This window comes from Anaerosacchariphilus polymeriproducens (assembly GCF_003363435.1).
GTDB classification, from domain to species: Bacteria; Bacillota; Clostridia; order Lachnospirales; family Lachnospiraceae; genus Anaerosacchariphilus; species Anaerosacchariphilus polymeriproducens.
In genome coordinates this window covers 39,104-65,458 of sequence record NZ_QRCT01000029.1, presented here as the reverse complement: position 1 = coordinate 65,458, position 26,355 = coordinate 39,104, and the positions used below count along the sequence as shown (strand labels likewise).

Sequence of the window (26,355 nt, the reverse complement as noted above, 5' to 3'; positions counted from 1 at the left end):
GTTTTTTCACAGCCCCTTTATTTTTTGTCGAACTCTTATTTCAAAATCAGGTTGACAAAATAAGGATATAATAATATACTTTGAGTATCAAACTATTTGCAATTCAAATTAAATGACAAATTTTTTAGAAAAGGGAGAAACAATTATGTTAGAAAGAATGAAAGAAATTATCGCAGAACAATTAAATGTGGAGACATCTGAAATCAAATTAACTACAAATTTCAAAGAAGATTTAGGAGCAGATTCTTTAGACTTGTTTGAATTAGTTATGGCGTTAGAAGATGAATATTCTGTAGAGATTCCTTCAGAAGAGTTACAGGAACTTACGACAGTAGAAGCAGTTGTTGAATATTTAAAATCTAAAGGTGTAGAAGAGTAAAACGGTGGATTGAATGGAAACGAGAATCACGCAACTTTTAAAAATTAAGTATCCAATAATTCAAGGTGGAATGGCATGGGTAGCTGAACATAATTTAGCTGCAGCAGTTTCTAATGCAGGTGGTTTTGGAGTGTTGGGAGCTGCCAGTGCACCAGCAGATGTGATTCGTCAAGAAATCTATAAAGTAAGAGAACTTACGGATAAACCTTTTGGTGTTAATATTATGCTAATGAGTCCGTTTGCAAAGGAAGTTGCTCAGGTAGTAACAGAAGAAAAAGTATCTGCTGTTACAACAGGGGCAGGGAATCCGGAAAAATTTCTGGAAATGTGGAAGAATGCAGGAATTAAAGTAATACCTGTAGTAGCTTCTGTGGCTATGGCAAAACGTATGGAACGTCATGGTGCAGATGCAATTATAGCAGAAGGAACAGAAGCAGGCGGTCATATTGGTCAACAGACAACGATGACTTTAGTACCTCAAGTAGCAGATGCAGTAGAGATACCTGTGATTGCAGCTGGTGGAATCGCTGATGGAAGAGGTTTTATGGCGGCTATGATGCTAGGAGCTCAAGCAGTTCAAATGGGAACCGGTTTTGTAGTTGCAAATGAATCTATTGTTCATGATAATTATAAAGATAAAATCATGAAAGCACGAGATATTGATTCGGAAGTCACCGGTTTATCTACAGGCCATCCGGTAAGGTCAATTCGAAATCAAATGACCCGAGAATATCTTAAGCTAGAAAAGCAAGGTGCATCACTTGAAGAACTTGAGTATCTAACTTTAGGATCTTTGAGAAAGGCTGTAATGGATGGAGATATGAAAGAAGGATCAATTATGGCAGGACAGATTGCGGGCTTGATATCCAAAAGGCAGTCATGCAAAGAGATAATAGAACAAATAATGAAAGAAGCAGAACAGTTACGAAGTAAATGAATTAGAATTATGAAATAAGGAGAGCACTATGAGTAAAATTGCATTTATTTTTCCTGGTCAGGGAGCCCAATATATTGGTATGGGTAAAGATTTTTATGAGAATGAGAAAGTAAGTAAAGAAGTATATGATCTGGCTGGGAAAACAGTAGGAATTGATATAGCAAAGCTTTGCTTTGAAGAAAATAAGCATTTAGATATTACTGAATATACGCAAATTGCAATGCTTACAACCGAAGTTGCAATTTTAAAAGCACTAGAATCAAAAGGAATCCATTCAGATGTAAATGCAGGATTAAGTCTAGGTGAATACGCCGCCTTAGCAGCATCTCAAGTGCTTTCCTATGAAGATGTATTTAGAGTAGTCAGAAAAAGAGGAATCTTTATGCAGGAAGCAGTTCCTGTTGGAGGTGCCATGTCTGCAGTTTTAGGTCTAGAAGCAGAAAAAATAGAAGAGATTTGTAAGCAAGTGAATGGAATTGTATCCATTGCAAATTATAATTGTCCCGGTCAAATTGTAATTACCGGAGAAGAAAATGCAGTAAAAGATGCCAATGATAAATTGAAAGAAGCCGGAGCGAAAAGGACCATTCTTTTAAATGTAAGCGGACCATTTCATTCTGCAATGTTAAAAGAAGCAGGAGAACAGCTGGGTGAAGTTTTAAAAGATATTCATATATTAGATTTTAAAACACCTTATGTATCTAATGTAACAGCAGAATATGTTACACAAAAAGAAGAGGTAAAAGAATTATTGAAAAAGCAGGTTTCTTCATCAGTTTGTTGGCAGCAAAGCATAGAAAAAATGATTAAGGAAGGCATTGATACCTTTATTGAAATAGGGCCGGGAAAAACTTTAACGGGATTCCTCCGCAAGATCAATCGAAATGTAAAGGTATATAATATAGACAAATATGAGGATTTAGATCATGTCGTTGAATTACTAAAAGCAGAATAGAGAAAATCAGAAAGGAGAGAAAAATGTTTCAGGGAAAAGTAGCTCTTATAACAGGAGCAAGTAGAGGATTAGGAAGAGAAATTGCGCTTACATTGGCACAACAAGGCGCTAAAGTTGTAGTAAATTATAATGGTTCAAAAGATAAAGCAGAAGAAGTAGTGGAAAAAATCACAAATAATGGGGGAGAAGCAATTAGCTACCAATGTAATGTAAGTGACTTTCAGGCAGTAGAAATCATGGTGAAAGAGGTAATTGCTAAGTTTGGAAGAGTTGATATTCTGGTAAATAGTGCTGGAATAACAAAAGATAACTTAATTGTAAAGATGAAAGAAGAAGACTTTGACCAAGTTATTGACATAAATTTAAAAGGAACTTTTAATACCATTAAACATGTTTCAAGACAAATGCTAAAACAAAGGGCTGGTAAAATCATTAATATTACTTCTGTATCAGGGGTTCTTGGAAATATTGGGCAGGCAAATTATTCAGCATCAAAAGCAGGAGTCATTGGGCTGACGAAAACAATGGCAAGAGAATTGGCTTCCAGAGGTATTAATGTGAATGCAGTTGCACCGGGATTTATTGAAACAGAAATGACAGCAGTATATGATGAATCACAGATTGCGATGTTTGTTGAACAGATTCCATTTAAGAGACTTGGAAAGCCGGATGAAGTTGCACAAGTGGTCAGCTTTTTGGCTTCAGAGCAAGCATCTTATATTACAGGACAAATCATTCACATAGATGGTGGAATGGCAATATAGAACAGGAGAGAAGATATGAAAAGAGTCGTAGTAACAGGGATGGGTGCAATTACACCTATTGGTCTGAATGTAGAAGATTTTTGGAATGGCATAAAAGAGCAGAAGTTAGGTTTTAAGAATATCACAAAATTTGATACAACGGATTATAAAGTAAAAATTGCTGCAGAAATAGAAGGTTTCGAAGCAAAAGAATATATGGATTTTAAAGCTGCAAAGAGAATGGAATTATTTTGCCAGTATGCAGTTGCAGCAGCTAAAGAAGCATTAGCAGATGCGAAAGTTGATATGGAAAAAGAAGATCCGTTCCGTGTAGGATGTGCAGTAAGCTCAGGAATAGGAAGTTTGCAGGCAATGGAACGTGAATATAAAAAACTATTAGAAAGAGGTCCTGGTAAGGTCAATCCTTTGCTTGTACCATTAATGATTTCAAATATGGCAGCCGGAAACGTATCGATTCAATTTGGGTTAAAGGGAAAAAGTATTAATGTAGTGACTGCATGTGCTACAGGTACGCATTCTATAGGTGAATCATATCGGACGATTCAGTTTGGAGATGCTGATATTATGGTAGCGGGAGGTACTGAAGGGGCAGTGACACCTATTGGCGTCAGCGGCTTCACTGCATTGACAGCGCTATCGTCATCATCAGATCTGGAGAGATGTTCGATTCCTTTTGATAAGGAAAGAGACGGATTTGTAATGGGAGAAGGAGCAGGTGTAGTTGTATTAGAAGAATTGGAACATGCCAAAAAACGTGGAGCAAAGATTTACGCAGAAGTTGTTGGTTATGGTGCAACAAGTGATGCATATCATATTACTTCTCCGGCAGAAGATGGAGGAGGAGCAGCCAGAGCTATGCTGAATGCAGTCGATGACGCGGGCATTTCTAAAGAAGATATTACTTATATTAATGCACATGGTACAGGTACACATCATAATGATTTATTTGAAACCAGAGCAATAAAAAAAGCTTTTGGTGAACATGCTTATCAAATTAAAATCAATTCAACAAAATCAATGATCGGCCATTTATTAGGTGCTGCTGGTACAGTGGAATTTATTGCGTGTGTAAAAGAAATGGAAGAAAGTTATATACATCCAACAGTAGGATATAAAGTAAAGGATGATGAATTAGATTTAAACTATGTACCGGGTGAGCCAATAAATGAAACTTTTAATTACGCCTTATCTAATTCATTAGGATTTGGTGGACATAATGCAAGTATTATTTTGAAGAAATATACAGAATAGAGTAGGAGAAAACAAAAAATGGAATTTGAAAACATTATTCGATTAATAGAAAGCGTATCAAAGTCCAATTTGACAGATTTTCAATTGGAGCAAAATGATTTTAAAATAAAAATGAAAACTGACAAAGGGCAAAAAGTGATTACCACAACGCAAATGCCAGTTCATGTAACACAGGCACAAATGCATAATGTAGAAGCACAAATGGAAGCACCGGTTCAGGTACAACAAGATAATAACGAAAATAAGCTTACCGGAAATGTTGTAAAATGTCCATTGGTTGGTACGTTTTATAGTTCTCCTTCACCTGAAGACGGCCCCTATGTAAAAGTAGGTGATACTGTTAAAAAAGGTCAGACTTTAGGAATTGTTGAAGCAATGAAATTGATGAATGATATTGAATGTGAATTTGATGGAGTCGTAAAAGAGATATTAGTTCAGAATGAGGATAAGGTAGAGTTTAATCAACCCTTATTCATCATTGAATAGGAGGCGATTAGATGGCTTTAATGTCAACAAAAGAAATTATGGAAATTATACCACATAGACAACCGTTTTTGTTAGTTGATACGATTGAGGAGTTAGAACCTGGGAAACGCGCTGTTGGAAAAAAGTGTGTTACTTATAATGAACCTTTTTTTGCAGGTCATTTTCCCGAAGAACCTGTAATGCCAGGTGTCTTAATCATAGAAGCTTTATCACAAGTCGGAGCAGTAGCTATGTTGAGCAAACCAGAATTTAAAGGTAAAATAGCATATTTCGGGTCAATTAATTCAGCAAAATTTAGAGACAAAGTATTACCCGGAGATGTATTACAGTTGGAATGTGAAATTATAAAAACAAAAGGCCATATCGGAGTAGGAAATGCAAAGGCTTTTGTAGATGGAAAATTAGTAACACAAGCAGAATTAACTTTTGCGATAGGACAATAGATGGGCAGAAAAGAGGAGAATATGTTTCAAAAAATTCTAATTGCTAATCGCGGTGAAATTGCCGTAAGAATTATTCGGGCTTGTAGAGAACTTGGTATCAAAACAGTTGCTGTGTATTCGGAAGCAGATAGAAATGCACTTCATACACAGCTGGCAGATGAAGCGATTTGTATTGGTCCGGCAGCTGCAGATGAAAGCTATTTAAGTATAGAGAGAATTGTAAGTGCAACGATTGCAGCAGAAGCGGATGCGATTCATCCGGGATTTGGATTTTTATCAGAAAATGCTAAGTTTGTGGAGATTTGTCAAAAATGTAATATAAAATTCATTGGACCATCTGCAGAAATCATTAATAAAATGGGAAACAAATCAGAGGCCAGAAAAACCATGATGGAAGCTGGAGTACCTGTAGTACCTGGAACCAAAGAAGCTGTGTATACAGTGGAAGATGGGAAGAGAATTGCAGATGAAATGGGATATCCCGTTATGATAAAGGCATCATCAGGCGGCGGTGGAAAAGGGATGAGAATTGCTGATTCTGAAGATGTTTTTTCAAACGCTTTCAAAACGGCGCAGAAAGAATCAATTAATGCGTTTGCAGATAATACTATGTATATTGAAAAATATATTGAAAGTCCCAGGCATATAGAAGTACAAATTTTAGCAGATCAGTATGGAAAGGTGATTCAGTTAGGCGAAAGAGATTGTTCCATACAAAGAAGACATCAAAAATTAATCGAAGAGTCTCCATCCAGTGTTATGACACCGGAACTCAGAAAAAAACTTGGTGAAACAGCAGTAAAAGCAGCACAGGCTGTGAAATATGAAAATGCTGGAACAATTGAATTTCTGTTAGATAAAAATGGTGAGTTTTATTTCATGGAAATGAATACTAGAATTCAAGTAGAGCATCCTGTTACAGAAATGGTTACCGGTCTGGATTTAATTAAAGAACAAATTAATATAGCCCAAGGTCAACCATTAGAAATCAATCAGGAAGATATTATAATCAGAGGACATTCAATTGAATGTAGAATTAATGCAGAAAATCCAAATAAGAATTTTATGCCATGTCCAGGAACGATATATGAAATGCATCTACCAGGTGGAAATGGAGTCAGAATTGATACTGCTATGTTTCAAGGATATACAATCCCTCCATATTATGATTCTATGATTGCAAAAGTGATTGTACATGATAAAGATAGAGCATCAGCGATAAATAAGATGAGAAGCACATTAGGAGAAGTAGTATTTGAAGGAATCGAAACCAATTTAGATTTTCAATATGAAATATTAAATCATCAAGCTTTTCGGAATGGAAAAATAAATACTCATTTTATACAAGATTATTTCGAATAGCTAATTTAGTTTAAGGAAAATAGGAGTGCACAAAATGTTAAAGTTTAAGAAAACGTATATTTCGATGGCACAAAATGATTCTTCCAAAGTCGGTAAAGTACTTAAACGTGGTAAAGGGAAAGAAGAGCAGCCACAAGTACCAGAGGGACTTTGGATTAAGTGTGATAAATGTGGAGAGCTCTTATACAAAGAAGACGTAAAGAACAATAACTACTCTTGTTATAAATGTGGAAAATATTTTAGATTAAATACCAGACGTAGAATTCGTATGGTAGCAGATGCGAATTCTTTTGAAATCTGGGATATTGATTTAGAGAATAAGAATCCATTAGATTTTCCTAATTATGAAGAACAAATCAAAGCCGTGAAAGAAAAAACTAAATTAGACGAAGCTGTTACAACAGGAAAAGCCAAGATTCATGGTGAAGATGTGGTTATAGGAATTTGCGATGCCAGATTTTTGATGGGAAGCATGGGCCAAGTGGTAGGCGAAAAGATAGCCAGAGCAGTAGAAAGAGCAACGAAAGAAAGGTTGCCCGTTGTCATTTTTACATGTTCAGGAGGAGCGAGAATGCAGGAAGGAATGGTATCCTTGATGCAGATGGCAAAAACGTCTGCAGCATTGAAACGTCATTCAGATGCTGGCTTACTATATATATCTGTATTGACAGATCCTACTACAGGAGGAGTAACAGCAAGTTTTGCTATGCTTGGAGATATCATTTTGGCTGAGCCGGGCGCACTTGTCGGATTCGCCGGAGCAAGGGTAATTGAACAGACAATTGGTCAAAAATTACCAGAGGGATTCCAAAGAGCTGAGTTTCTTTTAGAACACGGTCTGATTGATAAAATAGTAGAGAGAGAAGATTTAAAAGATACGCTGCATAAATTGATTGTTATGCATAAGATTGATGAAAATGTGAGCTGGAATATATCAAATACTGAAAAAAGCTTGTTTCGAGCATTTCAAGAAGATAATTCTGATAACGATATTACGGCTTGGGAAAGAGTGCAGACAGCAAGAATGGCTTCAAGACCAACAGCTTTAGATTATGCCAACGAGATATTCACAGATTTTATTGAATTACATGGTGATAGAGCTTTCCGTGATGATTCAGCTATTATTGCCGGAATCGCAATGCTCGATGGCAACCCGGTAACAGTAATTGGTCAGCAAAAAGGGCGTAATACAAAAGAAAATATTCTAAGAAATTTTGGAATGCCATATCCGGAAGGGTATCGAAAAGCTTTACGTTTCATGAAGCAGGCAGAAAAATTTAATCGGCCAATTATTAACTTTATTGATACTCCGGGAGCTTTTTGTGGAGTAGAAGCAGAAGAACGTGGTCAAGGGGAAGCAATAGCAAGAAATCTAATGGAAATGGCAGGAATTAAAGTGCCTATATTAAGTATAGTTATAGGTGAAGGCGGTAGTGGTGGAGCCTTAGCTTTAGGTGTTGGAAACGAAGTCTGGATGCTGGAAAATACTATTTATGCAGTACTTTCACCAGAAGGGTTTGCGTCTATTTTGTGGAAAGATGGAAAAAGAGCAGATGAAGCAGCAGATGTAATGAAAATAACAGCAGCTGATTTAAAAAGACTTGGAATCATTGAAAAAATAATTCCAGAAAAAGAACCGGTATGCGAAGCGAACTTAGCAGTAATTTCCGATTATATCCGGTTTGAAATGAGATGCTTTTTACAAAAATTGACCACGATGACACCAGAGCAAATTGTAAACCATCGATATGATAGATTTAGGAGAATATAAAATGGAATTGAAACCATTAATAATAGGAGATTTGGTAGCAAAAGTGCCAGTAATACAAGGCGGAATGGGAGTAGGGATCAGCTTGTCAAAACTTGCCGGGGCAGTAGCAGCTGAAGGTGGAATAGGAATTATCTCTACAGCACAAATTGGGTATCAGGAGCCTGAATTTGATGAAAATCCAATTGAGACCAATTTAAAAGCAATTAAGAAACATATCCATAAAGCAAAAGAAATTGCTCACGGTGGAATTGTAGGCGTTAATATTATGGTTGCAACCAAAAGATACGAAGATTATGTAAAAGCGGCAGCTAAAGCTGGGGTAGATTTGATCATATCGGGAGCAGGTCTTCCGACAGAATTACCCAAATATATTGAGGGCTTTAAAACCAAAATTGCACCAATAGTATCTACTTTTAAATCTGCAAATGTTATTATGAAATTATGGGATAGAAAATATAATTATGCACCAGATTTAGTAGTAATAGAAGGACCTCAAGCAGGAGGACATTTAGGTTTTTCAGTAGACCAGCTGGAATATTTTTCGAATCAGGAAATTTATGAAGAAGAAATTAAAAAAATTGTAGAATTAACTTCATCCTATGCACAGAAATATAACAAAAATATACCTGTTGTTGCCGCTGGAGGCATTTATGACAGAAAAGATATGCTGCATTATTTGGACTTAGGTGTGGACGGTGTACAGATGGGTACGAGATTTGTTACAACCTATGAGTGCGATGCTGATGAGAAATACAAAGAGACTTATATAAAATCAAAAAAAGAAGATATTCAAATAGTAAAAAGTCCGGTTGGAATGCCAGGACGGGCAATTAGAAATTCTTTTTTAGAAAAAAAGGAGAAAGAGCCGGGAAAGATAGGTAAATGTCACCAGTGTCTGGAAAAATGTAATCCATCCAAAATACCTTATTGTATTACAGATGCTTTACTCAATGCTGCAAGAGGAAATGTTGAAGATGCATTATTATTTTGTGGATCAAATGCATACAGAGCAGAAAGATTAGAACATGTATCTGATATTTTTCGAGAACTGACTCAAAATTGAATAAGACAAAGATGCAGGAACCAGATTTAAGCAGGATTCACTTAATTGAGAAATTTAGGCTTATATAACATGGTTCCTGTTTTGTGGAAACCAAGGTTGCCATAGCTAAAAAAATCCATTATAATGAAAAATAAATAAATGAAAGGAAATAGAGTATATGAACGCAATCCCATTACAAGAAATAGAGACTGAATTAAATAAAGGTAAGCCTTATCCTATGGGTGTTACATGGACTGAAAAGGGAATAAATTTTGCGGTATCTGTGCCCAAGAACGCGAACTGTTCCATACTTTTTTATAATAAACAAGAAACAGTTCCTTTTGGAAAGGTTCAGATTCCTGAACAATTTCGTGTGGGTAATGTATATACACTATTATTAGATAAATCATTTAAAAAGTACGATTATAATTATGAAGTAAATGGAAAAGTAGTTCAAGATCCTTATGCGGTACAAATTATAGGAAAAGAAAAATGGGGGATTTATAAAGAAAATAAAGATATTAAATGTAGATTAAATAAAAGTACATTCGATTGGGAAGGAGATAAGCCTCTTGAAATTCCTTATGATAAATGTATTATCTATAGCTTGCATCCAAGGGGATTTACGAAACATAATAGTTCAAAAGTGAAAAAACGGGGGACATGGAAAGGAATTCTAGAAAAACTTCCATATATCAAAGAACTTGGTATAAATGTCATAGAATTAATGCCTTCTTATGAGTTTTGTGAAATCATAAAAGAAGAAATTCCTATATATACTAAAAGCGAAATATTTGAAGAAGATAAATCTAAAATTAATTTTTGGGGATATGGTTCTGGTTATTATTTTGCACCAAAAACATCCTATTGTAATTCAAATAATCCTATTGATGATTTTAAAACTTTAATAAAAGAAGTGCATAAAAATGGAATTGAAGTACTTATGGAAATGTACTTTGACGAAAAATTAAATCCTAATATAATAATTGACTGTTTACGATTTTGGCATTTAGAATATCATGTAGATGGATTTCATATTTATGGTGGTTCTGTTCCGGATCAAGTCATATTATCAGATCCATTATTGACAAAAGCAAAACTTATTGTGCCATATGTAAATGATTGGATCATGATAGAAAAGTGTGATGAGAAATTTAGAAATATCAGTGAATGTAATGAAGATTTTGCCTATGTTTCACGTAAGTTATTAAAAAGTGATGAAGAGCAATTAGAGAATTTTTCATCGAAGATTAGAAGAAATCCAAGCGATAAGGCAATTATAAACTATATTACAAGTCATAATGGTTTCACTCTTATGGATTTAGTGTCTTATGATGTCAAGCACAATGAGGAAAATGGTGAAAGTAATAAAGATGGGAATGATTATAATTATAGTTGGAATTGTGGCGTAGAGGGCCCGAGTAGAAAAAAAGCAGTTAAAAATTTAAGATTAAGTCAGAGAAAAAATGCTATGTTGATGTTATTTTTAAGTCAGGGCGTACCATTTTTGTTAGCTGGTGATGAAATTGGTAATACACAAAAGGGGAATAATAATGCGTATTGTCAAGATAATGAAATAGGTTGGATTAATTGGAAAGGTCAGGAAACTGATGCACAAATGCTTGAATTCATAAAGAAATTGATATCTTTTCGTAAGAGGCACCCAATTTTCCATCAGGCCAAAGAGCTGAAAATAAGAGATTACAAATCTTGTGGTTATCCCGATATTTCATATCATGGTTCTAAAGCGTGGTATCCGGATATGACTTATTATAAGCGGCATTTTGGAATTATGTATTGTGGTCAATATGTGAAAAAGGAAGATGGAAGTGAAGATAATTTCTTCTATGTAGCATATAATTTGTATTGGACCGAAATGAAATTTGATCTACCGAATCTCCCAAGTAATATGAAATGGTATATTGCTATTGATTCAAGCCAGACACAAGAGGATGGAATCTATCATGAAGGAGAGGAGCCATTATTAGAACAGCAAAAGTTTTTGAGAGTTTCTGCAAGGACTATCGTTGTATTAATAGGTAAATAATATGATTCAAAAAATAGAAACGAAAGAGGGATGTTTATCAGGATTTTGGCTTAAAATAATTGCCATTGTTACAATGCTGATTGATCATCTGGGATATACAGTATTTCCACAGCAAGTTTGGATGCGTTATGTTGGTCGAATCGCTTTTCCTATATTTTGCTATTTAATAACAGAAGGTTTTGTTCATACTAAGAATGTAAAAAAATATAGCTTGCGATTATTAATGTTTGCTCTTATTTCAGAGATTCCTTATGATTTAGCTTTTCATAGAAAAGTATTTTATTGGGAACAGCAAAACGTATTTTTTACATTACTTTTGGGTTTATTATGTTTAATTATTATAAAAGAAAATATACAGTTGGTTGTTAAAGTATTAGGAGTTGTTAGTTTAATTTTTGCAGCCGGAGCTTTTGGTACAGATTATGGAGGGGCAGGCGTACTTTTAATTATTATATTTTATTTATTTAAAGATAATAGTATTAAAAGGATCATTGCATTTTTTGTTGTAAATTCTATAATACTAATTCGTTTGTTTCAGTTTTCTTACCTTTGGGAGACAAATTTGATTTTTGAATTTTTTATTCAGGATTATGCAATCTTGTCATTATTACCTATTGAGCTGTATAATGGTGAACGAGGGTTTAGAATGAAATGGAGTTTTTATTTGTTTTATCCAATTCATTTACTATTAATATATGGAATTATATTATTGATATAAATTTAAATAGAATATAAGAAAATAGAAAGTATAGAGAGTGATAGAATGAAAGCATGGAAGCATTTAAATACAGTAATGTATCACAAATGGTTAGTAATGAAGGGCTGTTTTAAAGTTGGATTATATTGGCAAGGAATAACTCACGATTTGTCTAAATTTTCTCCAACCGAATTTTTGGTAGGATGTAAATATTATCAAGGGACAAGAAGTCCAAACAATGCCGAACGTGAAGAAAAGGGATATTCCTCTTCTTGGCTACATCATAAAGGGCGTAACAAACATCATTTTGAATATTGGATTGATTATGGTATGACTCCTAAAACAGGGATGACTGGCATGAAGATGCCAAACAAATATGTAATTGAAATGTTAATGGATCGTATAGCGGCATCTAAAGTGTATAAAAAAGAAGAGTATACAGATGCATCTCCACTGGAATATTATAAAGGTGGAAAAGATAAGACGATGATTCATGATGAAACAAGAACCATTCTTGAGTTTTTACTAAATAAATTAGCAAACGAAGGAGAAGACGCACTTTACAGTTTTATAAGAAAAGAACTATTAGGCAAGAAAACGACTCACGTTGACTTACCTGATTTATAGTGATAAACTGAAAACAGTTTGTAATTGCAAATTGGGAGGAAATATTGGAATGATAAATGATAAGAAAATTTTATTTAGTGGCATGCAGGCAACAGGAACTTTGACATTAGGGAATTATCTAGGTGCTTTGCAAAACTGGGTCACTTTAAGTGATGAATATGAATGTTTTTATAGTGTAGTAGATTTACATTCTATTACGGTAAGACAGGAGCCGTCAGAACTTAGAAAAAGAGCAAGAAATTTATTGACTTTATATATTGCTGCAGGATTAGATCCTGAAAAAAACTGCATTTATTATCAATCGCATGTATCAGGGCATTCAGAATTAGCGTGGATCTTAAATTGTTATACGTATATGGGCGAATTAAGCCGTATGACTCAATATAAAGATAAATCCAAAAAGCATGCAGATAATATCAATGCTGGATTATTTACATATCCGGTACTTATGGCTGCGGATATCTTATTATTTCAGACAGATGTAGTTCCGGTAGGAATTGATCAGATACAGCATTTAGAGATTACAAGAGATATAGCTCAGAGGTTTAATGGAATCTATGGTGATGTTTTTACAATACCGGAAGCTTATATAGGAAAAAGTGGTGCCAAAGTAATGAGTTTACAGGAACCAACTAAGAAAATGTCCAAATCCGATGAAAATGTCAATGCAAGTGTATATTTAATGGATGATGTTGATACTATCATTAGAAAATTTAAACGTGCAGTGACAGATTCCGAAGCAAATATCGCTTATCGTGATGAACAACCAGGAATAAAAAATCTAATTGATATCTATTGTGGATGTACAAAAAAAACACCTGAAGAAGCTGTAAAAGATTTTGAGGGAAAAGGATATGGGGATTTGAAAGCAGCAGTAGGAGAGACTGTGGTATCTAGATTAAAACCGGTTCAAGAACGTTTTAATGAATTATGTAGTGAAAAAAGTTATATAGATGGAATTATAAAATCAAATGCAGAGAAAGCAAATCATTATGCAATAAAAACATTACGTAAAGTGCAAAGAAAAGTTGGATTTCCAGATAGAGCCAGATAAAGGAGGTTATTATTATGACAATTGAAGAAGTTATCAAAGTGTTGGAAATGCAAGAAGAAATTTTACAATTTACCCATTTTACGAATGATGATGCTTGGGAACTGGGTAGTCTTATTGTTACTGAATCCAAAAAGAGAGGACTTTCCGTTGCTGTCAGCATTCGTTTAAACAATGGATTAATTCCATTTCAGTATTTTGCAACAGGAAGATGTCTGAATAATGATAATTGGGTACAAAAAAAACATAACACAGTCAAAATGACAGAACAAAGCAGTCTTTTAGTTTATAGTAATCTTCAGAAGAATGGTGAAGTATTAGAAGATATGGGCTTAGATCCAAAAGAATATGCTGCCTGTGGTGGTGGATTCCCGCTACGTATAGAAGAAGTAGGTGTTATTGGAACGATTACAGTTTCCGGATTAGATCATGTTTCAGATCATGATTTACTGATTAAGTGTATTAGTAAATACCTGCATGTTGATGAAGTAGCCAGAATTAAAGCTGGAATGCTATAGTTTTCATATCTGAAGGCAGTGGTGCAAAAAAATTCAAAGATTCTTTGGTAATTGGATGCTTGAAAGAAAGTTTATGAGAATGAAGAGCTTGTCTGCCTATCGTAGTGTCGTCAGGATTATAAATAAAATCGCCTGGTAATGGATGACCAATATGTTTCATATGTACACGTATTTGATGGGTGCGCCCTGTTTCTAATTTAATAGAAACAAGGGCGTATCCATTTTTATAAGATAGCCGGCGAAAATGGGTGATAGCAGGTTCACCTCTTTCAAAGTTGATACACCTTTCGATTGTTGAACCGAATGTTCGTGCAATAGGTGCTGTTATTGTTCCATATGCGGGAATTAGTCCATTTACGACCGCTAAATATTCACGATGGATTTCACGTTTTTTCATCATATTGGATAAAATGCAACTGCTAAGCATATTTTTTGCTATAATTGTTAATCCGGTCGTATCACGATCCAAACGATTTATACATCGAAAAAGACAAGACAATCCTTGTTCTTTAAAATGATACATTATCCCATTTGCTAATGTATTTTCGTAATTATTTTGAGAAGGATGAATTGGAGTGTTAGATGGTTTATTCACAACTAAAATATCTTCATCTTCATAAAAAATATCCAAAGGCATAGAGATGGGAATGATATTTTGAGAATTATGCTCTTCAATAATCGATACTCTTAAAAGTTCACCTTGGTGAAGACGTTCTTTTGTATAGGTCCATTTGCCATTAACTATAATAGAAAATTCTGTTTTCTTTAAAGTAGTTATCAATTTTCTAGAATAACCATGTTGTAGTAAAAAATCATTGATGCTGATACCATCATATTCATTTGTAATTTCATATTGAAGAATACGTTCCATAATGCTCCATCCTGTTTTATTATTATGCAGTTACTAAAAGTTTTTCAATTTCGCAAATATACATGATATGATAATCGTTATCCGGATACCATTGTTTTTCTAATGATTTATCAAGAAAAGCTTGAGAATCATATTGCTGAGCAAATAATTTTTTTCCAATTATAACTGTATGAGCTTCTTCAAAGTAAGGAGTAGAATCCATAGTAGCTACAGTTAAATCAGAATTCTTTATTTTATTTTCATCGCGACCGGATACAGTACCAAGATAATTTAGTTTTTCTCGATATGCATTACCAAAAAAGGAAAGCGATAAGGTTTCTGCAGAGTCTACAATTTCTTTCGTAAAACGCTGAGGACGGATTACAACAAAAACTACATTTTTCCCCCACATTACACCGACACCGCCCCATGAGGCAGTCATTGTATTTATTTTATCTCCACTTTGTGCAGTCACAAGCATCCATTCTTTTCCAATAATCTCAAATGGATTAGATTGAAGTTCTTCTGGTTTTATTTCCTTAAAATTTGACATAATAACCTCCTATATAAAATATTTAAATTAAAATCATTATAATAGTATTTAAAATAAAATACAAGATATACAACTTTAGCAGATATTTTTAAGTTCTTCCTAAATATTTTATGAATTAATCAGCTTTTTTGCTTAAAATCTTTTATAAATTTTTTAATCGTTTCCTAAAAATTCTTTTAAAAAGATACATTGCAAAAATTAGTGCAGCTATTTCGGAGATTGGAAATGCAAACCATAGAGATTCTAGCCCCAAAAAACTGGCAAATAAAAATGAAGCCGGTAGAAGGAACAGGATTTGTCGTACAATTGATACGAGAAGACTGTAAAGACCATTGCCTAATGCCTGAAAAGAAGCTGATATGGTCAAACATATACCTGCAAAAATAAAACTTAAGCTAATGATACGAAGAGCTGGAATTCCTATATTAAGCATTTTAGAGGATGCATTAAAAATTGATAATAATTTTGACGGAATTAATTGAAAAAATATAAGACCGAAAGACATGATCCCAACAGAAATATAAGTACTTAATTTTAGAGTATCTAATATTCGTTTTTTATTTTGAGCACCATAATTATATGCAATGATTGGAATCATTCCGGTTGTTAATCCGTAGATAGGCATAAAAATAAAATTCTGTAGTTTATAATAAATACCAAAAACAGAGACTGCAGTAGTTGAAAACATAAGTAAAATATAATTTAGTCCCAAAGTCATAAGCGAAGTAAGAGACTGCATAATGATAGCAGGAAATCCTACCGAATAAATTGTAAATATAGTAGAAATATCTATTTTAAATATTTTATAAGAGAGATTAATTTCTTTATTTTTAGTAATGTTAAAAAGGAAACTCATCAACATTCCAAAAGTTTGTCCAATCAATGTCGCAATTGCTGCTCCAGTCACTTCAAGTCTAGGGAATCCAAATAAACCAAAAATAAGAATCGGATCCAATATTATATTAACAATTGCTCCTGTACCCTGTGAAATCATAGAGTATATTGTTTTTCCGGTGGCTTGCAATAAACGTTCAAAAGTTACTTGTAAAAAAATACTGAAAGAAAAAGTAGTGCATATTAACATGTATTGTTTTCCATAAGAAATAATGGCAGGATCATTAACCTGCATTTTGAAATAGATAGTTGAACAAGTAATACCTATAATTAAAAATAACAAATAATTGATCATATTCAAAAAAATTCCGTTACCTGCTGCCAAATTAACAGCTTTTGTATTGCCTGCACCAAGACTTCTGGATAATAATGCATTGATTCCAATTCCGGTTCCAACTGAAACAGATATCATAAGCATTTGAATTGGAAAAGTTAATGAAACAGCTGCTAAAGCCTTGGGGCCGATACGAGCAACAAAGGCACTATCGAATATATTATAAAGTGCTTGAATTAACATGGATAGAACAATAGGCATAGAAACACTCAAAAGTAATTTTGGTATTGGGAAAATTCCCATTTTATTATCTTGTTTCGTGTTTTGATCTGTCATTTTAGAGTCTCCTAATTTCATAAGAATAAAAATAGTTTAGTAGATATGGAAATAGATTGCAAGATATATTCTAAAATATCTTAACAAAACAAAAAGATTATGCTATTCTAAGATAAGTGAATAAAAGAGAATAGAAAAACGATAGGAGGAAATCCAATGGGAGATAAATATGTAGCGTATGTTGGGACTTATACTCATGGAGATAGTAAAGGAATCTATATTTATGATATGGATATTGAAAATGGAAGACTAATTGAACGAAAGACGATTCCTATCAATAATGCATCCTATATTGCGATATCAAATAATAAAGAATATTTATATTCTATTTGTGACATGGGAGTTGAAGCATATAAAATATTACCTGATGGTGATTTGGAAAAAATTAACGAGAGATCTATTGAAGGAATGAGAGGTTGTCATATTTCTACAGATGCAAAAGATGAATTTTTATTTGTTGCAGGTTATCATGATGGGAAAGTTACAGTTTTACGTTTGCGGGAAGATGGTGGTTTAGATCAAATCACTGACGGAATATTCCATAAAGGACTTGGTACGGTCACAGAAAGAAATTTAAGTACACATATCAGTAGTGTTACTATGACACCGGATCAAAAATATTTATTGGTCGTTGATATGGGAGTAGGACATGTTAAAATATATGGATTAAATAGAGCAAATGGGAAATTAAAACTAGTAGATATTTTAAGATGTGAATTAGATTCACAGCCAAGATTTATTATTTTCAGTAATAATGGTAAATATGCTTATTTGAATTGCGAAGCCAAAAAATGTGTTCATGTTTATAGTTATGAAGGAGATGGGGAAATTCCAAAATTTGAATTAATTCAAACAATATCAACAATATCTCAAAATGCGGGAAGCAATTCTATTTCAATTGCTATGAAAATTTCAGAGGATGGTAGGTATTTATATTGCACTAATGCTGGTAATAATAGCGTTACAATTTTTGAAATCAATCAATCAGATGGAACATTACAAACGGTTTGCAGTCTTCCGATTAGTGGAGATTATCCAAAAGATGTAGGAATATTACCTAATAATAAATACATTGTCTCTTTGAATCATGAATCCAATCAAATTATGACTTTTGCTGTTGATTATGAAAATAAATATTTTAGTTGGAAATGGAAACCTATTTCTATAGAGACACCAAATTGTATTAAAATTATAAAAGTAAAAGAATAGTTCGGACTATTAGATTGTATAGCCGCAGAAAGTCATAAATGACACTGCGGCTTATTCTATTACTAACTCAACCGGGCAATGATCAGAACCTAAAATTTCAGTATGGATTTTAGCATCCTTGAGTTTTGATTTTAACGAAGAAGAAGTACAAAAATAATCAATTCTCCATCCTGCATTTTTACTTCTTGCTTTAAAACGGTATGACCACCAAGAATAGATCCCCTCTTTCTTAGGATGGAAATATCGAAATGTATCAATAAACCCAGCCTCTACTATAGATGTGAATTTGCTACGTTCTTCCTCTGTAAATCCAGCATTTTTTCGATTGTTTTTTGGATTTTTCAAATCAATTTCTTTATGAGCTACATTTAAATCACCACAGAAAATGACAGGTTTTTTTTCTTCTAATGATTTAAGATAATGTAAGAAATCATCTTCCCATTTCATGCGATATTCAAGTCGAGCTAATTCTGATTGTGAATTTGGTGTATAAACCGTAATCATATAAAATTCTTTATATTCTAAAGTAATTACTCTTCCTTCCTGATCGTGTTCATCAATACCAATACCATAAGACACATCAATTGGTTTTGTCTTAGTGAAAATAGCAGTACCGGAATATCCTTTTTTTATAGCATAATTCCAGTATTGATAATAGCCTTCCAGCTCTAAATCTATTTGTCCTTCCTGTAGTTTGGTTTCTTGTATACAGAAAATATCTGCATCTATATCTTTGAAAAAATCCAAGAATCCTTTTTGCATACAGGCTCTTATACCATTTACATTCCACGAAATTAGTTTCATAATAATGTCCTCCTGTTTTTAAAGTATTATAACATGATTATTAAATTATAACATCTTTTGCTTAAATCATAATAGTTTTTTGTTATTATTGGAAACATTCATTTCATTAGAATTCATGAAATCTCTTGGAGACTTATGAAAAAGTTTTCGAAACGAGCGCAAAAAGCTGGAATAATCTCCAAAACCACTTAATTGGGCGGCTTTCATTACGGGAATCCCATCTTTTAAATATTCTACAGAAAGAAGAAGCCTTTTATGTAAAATATAATTGTGGATAGAGTAACCGGTTTCTTCTTTAAATTTATGCATTAAATAATATTTACTCAAGTAAAATTCATGAGCTAATTTTTGGTTCGATAATGGTTCAGATAGATGTTGATTAATATAGCGAATGACTTCTTCTGTTTGTTTATCATATTTTAAAAAAGAAGTATCATTGGTATATTGTTCCCTTAAGAATATACGATTTAAGTAAACCATAAATTGTATAAAGAGAGAATTACTTAAAAGATCAGAACCAAACTCTTCAGAAAGCAGCGCTGTTTCAAGCTCACTAATAAGGTATTGTATTTTTTGTAGAAGATCAGATTCTAATCGAATTAGATTGAAACTTTTTTCTATTGCTTTCGTAAAACAGGCAGTAATATCAGTAGAATTATTTTTTTGCTGTTCTATGTAATCCGGTTTGATCCAGATGATTATTCTTTCATAGGTATTAGCAGCATCGATTATGGGTCTGTGTATATCATGATGATTCACAAGTAAAATGTCCCATGGCTTTAAATAATAAGCTTTTCCTTCAATAAGGTAAGTAACCGTTCCGGATAAAAAAATTATTATCTTATCAAAATCATGAAAGTGATATTCAAATTCTTGGTTCGATTTGTCTTTGAGATGAAAAAGCCGAAAATTTTCATATAAATAACCTTTTTTTTGATTGTCAATTAAAGTACTCATATAATATTCTCCCATTCTTTTAACGCAGGTATCAAAAACAATTTAGTTTTTTACTTAATCTATAATATAGAGCATTTTTTGCAATGTTTCAAGCAATTTATTCACTATTATATGTGAAAATGATTGATATAATATAATTAGATAATAAATTGTGTGAGATGGATAGGAGGAATTAAGATGAATACAATACAATTAAAAAAATATCATGGTTTAGGAAATGATTATTTAGTTTTAGATCCTAATAAAAATAAAATCCACCTACAAGACAGAAAAATTGAAATGATCTGCCGGAGGAATTTTGGAGTAGGTGCGGATGGGCTTTTGTATGGTCCATTAACAGATGAGGATAAAATTGAAGTAAAAATATACAATTCAGATGGAAGTGAAGCAGAGATCAGTGGAAATGGTGTTCGTATTTTTGCTAAGTATTTATTAGATGAAGGTTATGTTAATGAGAAAAAATTTACATTGACTACTCGTAGTGGAGATGTGGAAATTGAATTTATGGACGAAGAAGGTACTACAATGAAAGTTTCCATGGGAAAAGCTGATTTTTCTACAAAAAAAATCCCATTAATAAGTGAATTAGGGGAAATTGTGAATCAACGCATGAAATTTAAAGATGCTTATTATAATACCACATGTCTTTCTTTAGGTAATCCTCATTGTATTATTATGGCGGAAGAGGTTACGAGTCAAAAAGCGAAAGAACTTGGACCTTATGTAGAAGGTGCATCTTGTTTTCTTAACCGAATAAATATGCAATTATTAGAAGTTCAAGATAGAGATAATATAAAAATTGAAATTTATGAACGAGGTTCAGGATATACTTTAGCTTCCGGAACCAGTGCATGTGCGGCAGCTGCAGCAGCATATCGTATGGGTTTGATTAATTCTAAGGTCATGGTTCATATGCAGGGAGGAAGTCTTTGTGTTGAGATAATGGAGGATATGGAAATTTTCATGACAGGAACAGTCGGTACAGTAGGAACATTTACATTAGCGGAAGACTTTTTTGCATAAATGAATATTTACAAATTTTGAAAATACCTTTATACTTTGATGTAAAGGTATTTTTAATTATAAAAACATAGGAGGCTCTAATGAGAAAAATACTTGATTTTATAACCAATGAAGTCGTTGCTGCATTTCGAGCAAGTGGGTATGATGAGAAATATGCCAAGGTGACTTTATCAAATAGACCGGATTTATGTGAATATCAGTGTAACGGAGCATTATCTGCCGCCAAAGAATATAAGAAGGCGCCGATTATCATTGCAAATGAAGTAGCTGAAAATATAAATGGAAGCATGATATTTTCTGAAGTATCAGCAGTACAACCAGGTTTTTTAAATATGAAATTAGATACTAAATTCTTATCTCATTATTTAGAAAAGATGCAGATGGATGAGCGATTGGGATGTGAAAAAGTTGAAAATCCAAAAACAATTATCATAGATTATGGAGGTCCCAATGTTGCAAAACCGCTTCATGTAGGACATCTTCGTTCTGCAATCATAGGTGAGAGTGTTAAGCGGATTGGCAAATTTGTAGGACACAATATGATCGGTGATGTACATCTTGGTGATTGGGGTCTTCAGATGGGATTGATCATAACAGAGTTGAAGAAACGTAAACCAGATTTAGTATATTTTCAGGATGAGTTTGACGGCGATTACCCCAAAGAAGCTCCTTTTACGATTGCTGAATTAGAGGAGATTTATCCGACTGCAAGTGCGTATTCGAAAGAACATCCGGAATATAAAGCAGAAGCTATGGATGCAACGTTCCAGCTTCAGAATGGAAAACGTGGTTATCAGGCACTTCTTCAGCATATTCTTACAGTTTCTGTAAACGATTTGAAGAAAAACTATGAAAATTTGAATGTATCTTTTGAATTGTGGAAAGGGGAATCAGATGCCCAGCCGTATATTCCTGATATGGTGAAGTATATGAAGGAAAACGGTTATGCACACATTAGCGATGGTGCATTGGTAGTTGATGTGAAAGAAGAGACTGATACGAAAGAAATACCACCTTGCATGATATTAAAATCAGATGGAGCTTCTCTATATAATACAACAGATTTGGCTACAATTGTTGAACGGATGAAATTATTTAATCCGGATGAAATAATCTATGTGGTGGACAAGCGTCAGGAATTGTATTTTGAACAAGTATTCCGATGTGCCAAAAAAACAAAATTAGTAGAAGAAGATACGAAGCTGCAATTTCTTGGATTTGGTACGATGAATGGAAAAGACGGAAAGCCTTTTAAGACCAGAGAAGGCGGAGTTATGCGTTTGGAATTATTAATTGAAAGTATTAATGATGAAATGTATCAAAAGATTGTACAAAATCATGCAGTAGAAGAAGAGGAAGCAAGAAAAACTGCGAAAATTGTTGCTCTATCCGCTGTAAAGTATGGAGATTTATCGAATCAGGCTAGCAAAGATTATATATTTGATATAGACCGATTTACATCTTTTGAAGGAAATACAGGGCCTTATATTTTGTATACGATTGTACGTATTAAATCTATACTTAGTAAATATATGCAAGGGGGAAGAGATGCTTCAAAAGCTTCCGTTTTACCTGCCGCAAGTGATAGTGAAAAGAGTCTTATGCTAGAACTTGCAAAATTTAATAGTATTATTGAAAATAGTTTTGAAGAAATTGCACCACATAAGATTTGTTCTTATATTTATGACATAGCGAATGCATTTAATCGTTTTTATCATGAGACCAAAATAATCAGTGAAGAAAATCATATCCAACAAGCTAGTTGGATTAAATTACTTGAATTAACACAAAAAGTTTTGGAAACCAATATCGATTTATTAGGATTTTCAGCTCCTGATCGCATGTAAAAAATACTTTAATTAAAAATAGATTAGGGGTTGACTTTATCATATCATTGTATATAATAACATTATAAGACAAAGGCGTCTGAGATTGAAACTCAGTCGCTTTTTTTGTTTTATCATACTCATTCTTTCAAAGCATGGAATGCAATTTAATTTCACCAGCTAGTTAAATCTATATAGATTGATTAGTCATTCCAGCAAAGGCCACGTAAATTACGTGGTCTTTTGTCATTTAGAAAACTACTTGCATGCATCTTTAGTTTTCGATAAAATAGGAGGGAAGTATAGAAATAGTTTTTGTTCAAAGCGTTGTTGTGGAAGAAGATACGAATGAACATCAGCTAGAAAAAAAGGAGCAGAAGATGTATCGAATAATAAAGCAAGATGGTAAGGCGAAACGAGGAGAGCTGAAAACTGTACATGGAACGATTCAGACACCGGTGTTCATGAATGTAGGAACAGCAGCGGCAATAAAAGGTGCAGTATCTACGCAAGATTTGCAAACTTTAAAGACACAAGTGCAGTTATCAAATACTTATCATTTACATGTACGTCCTGGTGACCAGGTAGTGAGACAATTGGGAGGACTCCATAAATTTATGGTTTGGGACAAACCTATTTTGACAGATTCAGGTGGATTTCAGGTTTTTTCTTTAGCAAGTCTTAGAAAAATAAAAGAGGAAGGTGTTTATTTTCAATCACATGTAGATGGTAGAAAAATTTTCATGGGACCTGAAGAGAGCATGAGAATTCAATCAAATCTAGCTTCTACGATAGCTATGGCATTTGATGAATGTCCATCAAGTAAAGCACCGAAAGAATATGTAGAAAGTTCTGTAGAACGGACCACTCGATGGCTGGAGCGTTGTAAGAATGAATTGAACCGGTTAAATCAATTAGAAGATACGATCAACAAAAAACAGTTACTATTTGGAATTAACCAAGGAGCTATATTTGATGAAATTAGAATTGAACATGCGAAACGGATAGCAGAAATGGATTTGGACGGTTATGCGGTAGGTGGTCTGGCAGTAGGAGAGACACACGAAGAAATGTATCATATTCTAGATGCAACAGTAGAGCATTTACCAATTAATAAACCGACCTATTTGATGGGAGTCGGTACTCCGTTCAATATATTAGAAGCAGTTGATAGAGGTGTTGATTTTTTTGATTGTGTGTATCCGACCCGTAATGGTCGTCATGGACATCTATATACAAATAATGGGAAAATCAACTTATTTAATCAGAAATTTGAATTAGATGACAGGCCCATTGAAGAAGGCTGTCAGTGTCCGGCCTGTCAGGCTTACAGCAGAGCATATATCCGTCATTTATTAAAGGCAAAAGAAATGCTTGGTATGAGACTATGCGTTATGCATAATTTATATTTTTATAATACGATGATGGAAGAAATTAGAGAAGCTATCGAACAAGGAAATTATAAAAAATATAAAACTGAGAAAATCAGACGAATGACACAAATATAAAAAAGTAGAAATTTCCAAAAAGTACTTGCTGATTCCGACTATTTTGTGTAAAATGGCTGTAGTGACATTATGTCAAAGAATAGGAAAAGGAAATTAGGAGGGAAACCGATGTTTGTTTTAGCAAATTCAAATACGTCAGCATGGGGAACTTATGGCATGTTGTTTTGGATTGTAGCAATGTTTGCTCTGATATATTTTATGATGATTCGTCCTCAAAAGAAAGAACAGAGAAGAAAAGCTCAGATGCTTTCTGAGATAGCCAATGGAGATACGATTCTTACAACCAGCGGCTTCTATGGTATTGTCATTGATATTTCAGAAGATACTATTATTGTTGAATTTGGAAATAATAAAAATTGTCGTATACCAATGCAAAAAGAAGCGATTGCGCAAGTTGAAAAACCAGAAGTAGAATAAATTTTTTTAAACAGCATTCTTAAGGGAATGCTGTTTTACTTTACTCAAAAGTCAATTTTAACAAAATCTTGAACGAAAAAAGACAGTTTGACAAAAAAATGACAGAAAATATTTATTACAGTTGAAATCTATAAACAAATAATATATTATATTAACAATGGACTTTAAGAGAATGAAGTGCTATAATTTAGTTGTTTAATGTGATGATGAGATAAAGACAAATTTAAGATAAATGGAAAGGGAGGATTTCATGAACTATCGAGTAGCAATTATTCCAGGTGATGGGATAGGACCGGAAATCACAAGAGAAGCTAGGAAAGTATTAGATAGAGTATGTGCCATATATGGGCATTCATTTGAATATAAAGAGATTTTATTAGGTGGAGCTTCTATTGATGTTCATGGGATCCCGTTGACAGAAGAAGCTATAAAGGAAGCAAGAAATAGTGATTCAATTCTTATGGGCTCTATCGGTGGAGATGCGAAATCATCTCCATGGTATCAGCTGGAACCAGAGAAAAGACCGGAAGCCGGACTATTGAAGATACGTAAAGAATTAAATTTATTTGCGAATGTAAGACCTGCTTATTTATATAAAGAACTCAAGGAAGCGTGTCCACTTCGTGATGAAATTATTGGGAATGGCTTTGATATGGTTATCATGAGAGAATTGACTGGCGGGCTCTATTTTGGTGAAAGGAAGACATTTATAGAAAATGGTATAGAGAAAGCGATTGATACGTTAGCATATGATGAGAAAGAAATTAGAAGAATTGCGAAACGTGCCTTCGAAATTGCTATAAAAAGAAGGAAGAAGGTATGCAGTGTTGATAAGGCAAATGTATTGGATTCTTCTAGGTTATGGAGAAAAGTTGTAGAAGAAGTTGCAAAAGATTATCCGGAAGTAATGTTGGAACATATGTTGATTGATAATTGTGCAATGCAATTAGTAAAAGACCCCAAGCAATTTGATGTTATCCTGACAGAGAACATGTTCGGAGATATTCTGTCTGATGAAGCAAGTATGGTTACAGGGTCTATCGGGATGCTTTCTTCTGCCAGCTTAAATGAAGGTAAACTAGGCTTATATGAACCGAGTCATGGTTCTGCACCGGATATTGCGGGAAAAGACATTGCAAACCCTATTGCGACTATTCTGTCTGCTGCCATGATGTTACGTTATTCTTTTGATTTAGAAAAAGAAGCGGATGCAATAGAAACGGCAGTTAAACAAGTTCTAATAGATAGTTATCGTACCGTTGATATTATGTCTAAAGGGAAAACGTTAGTCGGAACCATAAAGATGGGAGATCTGATTACAGAACGAATTCGATAAAGAGATAAAATTTGATTATAAATAAATTTAGGTATAAG

Annotated in this window: 26 protein-coding genes; 21 read left to right on the top strand and 5 right to left on the bottom strand. The window is 33.5% G+C overall.

The genetic code is table 11. The annotated features are described in order from the left end of the window. Positions 1 to 145: 145 nt before the first annotated feature. The 15 genes from acpP (at position 146) to DWV06_RS10390 (ending at position 14,330) form a co-directional block, all read left to right on the top strand. On the top strand, positions 146 to 379 hold the full coding sequence (gene acpP, locus DWV06_RS10460; RefSeq protein WP_115482134.1) for an acyl carrier protein: 234 nt from the start codon (positions 146 to 148) through the stop codon (positions 377 to 379). A gap of 13 nt (positions 380 to 392) precedes the next feature. Next, entirely contained in the window at positions 393 to 1,316 is a 924-nt protein-coding gene (gene fabK, locus DWV06_RS10455; RefSeq protein ID WP_115482133.1) for an enoyl-[acyl-carrier-protein] reductase FabK, read from the top strand. A 28-nt stretch (positions 1,317 to 1,344) separates the two neighbouring features. Continuing rightward, positions 1,345 to 2,271, top strand: coding sequence for an ACP S-malonyltransferase (gene fabD / locus DWV06_RS10450; protein WP_115482132.1), 927 nt, complete (start codon positions 1,345 to 1,347; stop codon positions 2,269 to 2,271). A 23-nt stretch (positions 2,272 to 2,294) separates the two neighbouring features. Next, on the top strand, positions 2,295 to 3,035 hold the full coding sequence (gene fabG, locus DWV06_RS10445) for a 3-oxoacyl-[acyl-carrier-protein] reductase (RefSeq protein WP_115482131.1): 741 nt from the start codon (positions 2,295 to 2,297) through the stop codon (positions 3,033 to 3,035). A gap of 15 nt (positions 3,036 to 3,050) precedes the next feature. Beyond that, entirely contained in the window at positions 3,051 to 4,286 is a 1,236-nt protein-coding gene (fabF, locus tag DWV06_RS10440) for a beta-ketoacyl-ACP synthase II (protein ID WP_115482130.1), read from the top strand. Positions 4,287 to 4,304: 18 nt separating this feature from the next. Then, positions 4,305 to 4,772: an acetyl-CoA carboxylase biotin carboxyl carrier protein gene (gene accB, locus DWV06_RS10435; protein ID WP_115482129.1), complete on the top strand. Its 468-nt coding sequence runs from the start codon at positions 4,305 to 4,307 to the stop codon at positions 4,770 to 4,772. A gap of 11 nt (positions 4,773 to 4,783) precedes the next feature. Next, positions 4,784 to 5,215: a 3-hydroxyacyl-ACP dehydratase FabZ gene (fabZ, locus tag DWV06_RS10430; RefSeq protein ID WP_115482128.1), complete on the top strand. Its 432-nt coding sequence runs from the start codon at positions 4,784 to 4,786 to the stop codon at positions 5,213 to 5,215. 21 nt (positions 5,216 to 5,236) lie between these two features. Next, positions 5,237 to 6,577, top strand: coding sequence for an acetyl-CoA carboxylase biotin carboxylase subunit (locus tag DWV06_RS10425; protein ID WP_115482127.1), 1,341 nt, complete (start codon positions 5,237 to 5,239; stop codon positions 6,575 to 6,577). 34 nt (positions 6,578 to 6,611) lie between these two features. Continuing rightward, positions 6,612 to 8,348 (top strand): acetyl-CoA carboxylase carboxyltransferase subunit alpha, encoded by a 1,737-nt coding sequence (locus DWV06_RS10420; protein WP_331463314.1) that lies wholly within the window; start codon positions 6,612 to 6,614, stop codon positions 8,346 to 8,348. 1 nt (position 8,349) lies between these two features. After that, positions 8,350 to 9,411, top strand: coding sequence for an NAD(P)H-dependent flavin oxidoreductase (locus DWV06_RS10415; RefSeq protein WP_115482126.1), 1,062 nt, complete (start codon positions 8,350 to 8,352; stop codon positions 9,409 to 9,411). A 157-nt stretch (positions 9,412 to 9,568) separates the two neighbouring features. Beyond that, the gene (locus DWV06_RS10410) at positions 9,569 to 11,437 is read left to right on the top strand and encodes an alpha-amylase family glycosyl hydrolase (RefSeq protein WP_115482125.1); all 1,869 of its coding nucleotides are present in this window, start codon (positions 9,569 to 9,571) and stop codon (positions 11,435 to 11,437) included. 1 nt (position 11,438) lies between these two features. Then, the gene (locus DWV06_RS10405) at positions 11,439 to 12,155 is read left to right on the top strand and encodes a TraX family protein (protein ID WP_115482124.1); all 717 of its coding nucleotides are present in this window, start codon (positions 11,439 to 11,441) and stop codon (positions 12,153 to 12,155) included. A gap of 45 nt (positions 12,156 to 12,200) precedes the next feature. Further along, positions 12,201 to 12,761, top strand: a complete 561-nt coding sequence (locus DWV06_RS10400) for a DUF5662 family protein (RefSeq protein ID WP_115482123.1) — start codon at positions 12,201 to 12,203, stop codon at positions 12,759 to 12,761. A gap of 49 nt (positions 12,762 to 12,810) precedes the next feature. Continuing rightward, a complete protein-coding gene (gene trpS / locus DWV06_RS10395; RefSeq protein WP_115482122.1) occupies positions 12,811 to 13,815 on the top strand; it encodes a tryptophan--tRNA ligase in 1,005 nt (334 codons plus the stop codon). Positions 13,816 to 13,829: 14 nt separating this feature from the next. Next, positions 13,830 to 14,330, top strand: a complete 501-nt coding sequence (locus DWV06_RS10390) for a heme-degrading domain-containing protein (protein ID WP_115482121.1) — start codon at positions 13,830 to 13,832, stop codon at positions 14,328 to 14,330. Here DWV06_RS10390 and DWV06_RS10385 read toward each other — a convergent pair. From DWV06_RS10385 to DWV06_RS10375, 3 genes are all read right to left on the bottom strand, one after another. Continuing rightward, on the bottom strand, positions 14,311 to 15,201 hold the full coding sequence (locus DWV06_RS10385; RefSeq protein WP_115482120.1) for an RluA family pseudouridine synthase: 891 nt from the start codon (positions 15,199 to 15,201) through the stop codon (positions 14,311 to 14,313). The genes DWV06_RS10390 and DWV06_RS10385 overlap by 20 nt on opposite strands. A 22-nt stretch (positions 15,202 to 15,223) precedes the next feature. Beyond that, positions 15,224 to 15,733 carry a flavin reductase gene (locus DWV06_RS10380; protein WP_115482119.1) on the bottom strand — a complete coding sequence of 170 codons (510 nt, stop codon included), beginning with the start codon at positions 15,731 to 15,733 and terminating at the stop codon, positions 15,224 to 15,226. 142 nt (positions 15,734 to 15,875) lie between these two features. Next, positions 15,876 to 17,237: an MATE family efflux transporter gene (locus DWV06_RS10375; RefSeq protein ID WP_115482118.1), complete on the bottom strand. Its 1,362-nt coding sequence runs from the start codon at positions 17,235 to 17,237 to the stop codon at positions 15,876 to 15,878. 156 nt (positions 17,238 to 17,393) lie between these two features. On the opposite strand from DWV06_RS10375, the gene DWV06_RS10370 reads away from it, so the two are divergent. Continuing rightward, complete coding sequence (locus DWV06_RS10370) at positions 17,394 to 18,446, top strand: lactonase family protein (protein ID WP_115482117.1); 1,053 nt, start codon at positions 17,394 to 17,396, stop codon at positions 18,444 to 18,446. 51 nt (positions 18,447 to 18,497) lie between these two features. Here the strand turns inward: DWV06_RS10370 and DWV06_RS10365 are convergent, their stop codons facing one another. Continuing rightward, positions 18,498 to 19,250, bottom strand: coding sequence for an exodeoxyribonuclease III (locus DWV06_RS10365; protein ID WP_115482116.1), 753 nt, complete (start codon positions 19,248 to 19,250; stop codon positions 18,498 to 18,500). A 66-nt stretch (positions 19,251 to 19,316) separates the two neighbouring features. Beyond that, entirely contained in the window at positions 19,317 to 20,207 is an 891-nt protein-coding gene (locus tag DWV06_RS10360; RefSeq protein ID WP_115482115.1) for an AraC family transcriptional regulator, read from the bottom strand. A gap of 177 nt (positions 20,208 to 20,384) precedes the next feature. Between DWV06_RS10360 and dapF the strand changes: the two genes are divergently transcribed. The 5 genes from dapF (at position 20,385) to leuB (ending at position 26,317) form a co-directional block, all read left to right on the top strand. After that, positions 20,385 to 21,230: a diaminopimelate epimerase gene (dapF, locus tag DWV06_RS10355; RefSeq protein ID WP_115482114.1), complete on the top strand. Its 846-nt coding sequence runs from the start codon at positions 20,385 to 20,387 to the stop codon at positions 21,228 to 21,230. Between the two features lie 80 nt (positions 21,231 to 21,310). After that, on the top strand, positions 21,311 to 23,077 hold the full coding sequence (gene argS, locus DWV06_RS10350) for an arginine--tRNA ligase (RefSeq protein ID WP_115482113.1): 1,767 nt from the start codon (positions 21,311 to 21,313) through the stop codon (positions 23,075 to 23,077). A 359-nt stretch (positions 23,078 to 23,436) separates the two neighbouring features. After that, positions 23,437 to 24,564: a tRNA guanosine(34) transglycosylase Tgt gene (gene tgt / locus DWV06_RS10345; protein WP_115482138.1), complete on the top strand. Its 1,128-nt coding sequence runs from the start codon at positions 23,437 to 23,439 to the stop codon at positions 24,562 to 24,564. Positions 24,565 to 24,672: 108 nt separating this feature from the next. Next, positions 24,673 to 24,981: a preprotein translocase subunit YajC gene (gene yajC / locus DWV06_RS10340; protein ID WP_115482112.1), complete on the top strand. Its 309-nt coding sequence runs from the start codon at positions 24,673 to 24,675 to the stop codon at positions 24,979 to 24,981. Between the two features lie 250 nt (positions 24,982 to 25,231). Next, positions 25,232 to 26,317, top strand: a complete 1,086-nt coding sequence (gene leuB, locus DWV06_RS10335) for a 3-isopropylmalate dehydrogenase (RefSeq protein ID WP_115482111.1) — start codon at positions 25,232 to 25,234, stop codon at positions 26,315 to 26,317. Positions 26,318 to 26,355 lie beyond the last annotated feature (38 nt).